Annotated in this window: 3 protein-coding genes; all 3 read right to left on the bottom strand. The window is 72.4% G+C overall.

Going from position 1 to position 2,638, the window contains the following annotated elements; genetic code table 11:
* Positions 1–1,507, bottom strand: a 1,507-nt coding sequence (locus GBN72_RS34470) for an ATP-binding protein (protein ID WP_164541061.1), incomplete at its 3' end; no start/stop codon positions are given.
* Entirely contained in the window at positions 1,504–1,896 is a 393-nt protein-coding gene (locus GBN72_RS33780) for a hypothetical protein (protein ID WP_151775805.1), read from the bottom strand. The genes GBN72_RS33780 and GBN72_RS34470, both read right to left, overlap by 4 nt.
* A 287-nt stretch (positions 1,897–2,183) precedes the next feature.
* Positions 2,184–2,638, bottom strand: a 455-nt coding sequence (locus GBN72_RS33785) for a tyrosine-type recombinase/integrase (protein WP_151775812.1), incomplete at its 5' end; no start/stop codon positions are given.

A 2,638-nucleotide genomic window follows, 5' to 3' on the forward strand; every position in this document is an offset into this window, starting at 1 on the left:
ACCGGTCGCCGAGCTCACGGGCGGCGCTGAGGGCGTGGTGAGCGAGGGCGATGGCGTCGGTGAAAGCGCGGCGCAGGTCCAGGTACGCGCTCAGGTTGCTGACGACTTCGAGGGCGAACGACGGATGGGCTGCGGCGGCGAGGAGGAGGTTGCTTCGTTCCGTATCCAGCCAGGCCAGCGCCTCGGCACGGTCTGTGAAGCGGAGGGGCGCTGCCTTGCCGGGCAGGGCCGTCAAGTGGTCAATGGCCGCTGCTGTGGTGGTCCCGTAGTACTCGAGCAGGCCGGTCAAACTCTGCTGACGCTGTTGGGCGTCGTCGGTTTCCTGATGCTGATGGCGGGCGTAGAGACGGATCAAGTCGTGCATGCGCCAACGGTTGCCGCCAACAGGCTGTTCCGTAAGAAGACCAGAGCGGGCCAGGGCGGCGAGCAGCGGGCGGGCCGGCACGCCGTCGTTGAGGACGGTGGCGGCCTCGGTGGAGATGTCCGGGCCCGGGTTGCAGGACAGCAGGCGCAGCAGGTGGGCCTGGTCGGAGGGCAGTTTCTGGTAGGAGAGGTCGAAGGCGGCCTGTACCGCGAGGGAGTGGCCGTCCTGGTCGTCGTAGTGGAGGGTCTTCAGCCGGGTGTGCTCAGTCTTGAGCAGTTCGGCCAGGGCGGTCAGGGGCAGGCCGGGATCGGCGGTGAGCAGGGCGGCGGCGATGACCAGGGCCAGTGGCAGGCACCCGCAGAGAGCGGCGATCTCGGCGAGCGCGTCCGGTTCTCGTTCCGGACGCAGGTCGTGAGGGTCGGCGCGGGTGAGGGCGTCGGTGAGCAGGGCAGCGGCTGGACCGGGAGCGAGTTCGTCCAACTGCAGACGGCGAGCGGTGAGCGCGACGGGGTCCAGGGTGTGGCGGGAAGTGATCAGCAGGCGGTGGAGGCGAGGGCCCGGCACCAGCGGCAGGACCTGGCCGGTGCCGCCGGCGTCGTCGGCAACCACCAGTACCGCCTCGCCCCGCCGAGCCCGGGCGGCCAGTTCCGCCTGGTACAGGGCCCGCTGCTCGTCAAATGTCGGGGGCAGGTCCGCCTCCGTGATGCCCAGGCCGCGCAGCAGGACGCCCAGTGCCTGTTCAGCCTCGATGCGCCGGGCGGGGTCGTAGCCGTGCAGGGACAGAAACAGGGCGCCGCCGGTGAACCAGCCTCGGTCGACCGCCGCATGTGCCACCTGCAGGGCCAGAGCCGTCTTGCCGATCCCGGCCAGCCCCGCCACAGCCGAGACCACCACCGCTGACTCTCCCGGAGCCGAAGGATCAAGCAAGCCCAGCAGCTGCTCGGTCTGTTCTGCCCGGCCCACCAGCCGCGCGGGCGGCGGCAGCGTGGTCGGCGCCGGCGCCGCCGGACCCGGCTGCGGTGACCCCGCGTAGTAGTCACCGGCGATCTGGTAGTGATTGCCGGCAACTTGGGATATCTGGCCGTGTCCAGAAGCCCGTGCCCGCAGCTCCCGCTGTACGCCGGCGTCCTCGTCGCGGATCACGGGGCCCCCGCCCCTCCGGTGCCGGTGAAGTCGTCGCCGCCGGTCTGCCGGATCTGGCCGCGCCCCGATGCCTTCGCGTCGAACTGGACATCATCCGGAGCGGCAGTTCCCGCTCCGCCAGCTACACCGCGGTGACCGCCCACCTGATCGACCCGCCCATGGCCGGACGCTCGCGCCCGCATACGGCGTCCGCCCGGCTGCTCCTGCCGTCCCGCCCACCAACCGACTGCCGCCAGCACCCCACCGGCCACCACGGCGGCGAACGCCGCCGCCACCCCCCACCGCGCCTCCTCTCCTTCCGGCAGCCAGCCCCACGACACCGACCGCACCACCCACAGGACCATCCCGAACGAGACCGCCGCCGCGACCACCGCCACCAGCCATCGCACCCACCGCACCACCGTGGCCCCCTCCTACGCAACGTGGGACCAGACTGCCACTGGGCCCGGCAGAACAAGCAGTAAACCAACGGGACGACCGGCCATTCCCGCCCCCGGGTCGCAAGAGGACCGGCACACAGGAATCGCGAGGGGAGAGCCCACAGCCCTCGCAACGGAGCTGTACAGATCCCCTACACCAGCGGGCGAGCCCGACGGGAAGGGGCCAAGGCGGCGGGGAGGTCATGCCGCGCACCATGACCTCCCCGCCGACCGCCTACCGTCGCGCTCCCGGGTTCCTACAGGCCGATGCCGACGAGCGGGCTGTTCTTCACGCGGTCGACGTCGGCCAGGTAGCGGGCGAGGACGCGGGAGCCGTCGGCCCAGCCGCCGGAGCGGGCGATCTCCAGCGGGTCATGGCCGGCGGCCCGGGCGGCGGTGGCGAAGCCGCGGCGCAGGGAGTGCCCGGACCAGGCGCCGGTGAGGTGGGCGGCGTTGGCCAGGCGCTCGACGACCTCGGCGGCGGCCTCGGCGGACATCCGCCCGGCCGGGTCCCCGATCCGGCGGCCGCCACGGGTGAGGGGCGGGGCGATGCGGTCCCACCGGTCCACCCGGACGAACATCGGGCCCTCCGTGCGCCCGGCGGCCTCCAGGGCGGTCAGGTAGGCGCGCAGCGCGCGGACCGGGCAGGTTGCCGGGTCGGTGCCGTAGAGGATCGCGTTGGTCGTGTGCTTGCGGACCTTCTTGCGGTAAA

The organism is Streptomyces abyssomicinicus, from assembly GCF_008974245.1.
Classification (GTDB): Bacteria; Actinomycetota; Actinomycetes; order Streptomycetales; family Streptomycetaceae; genus Streptomyces; species Streptomyces abyssomicinicus.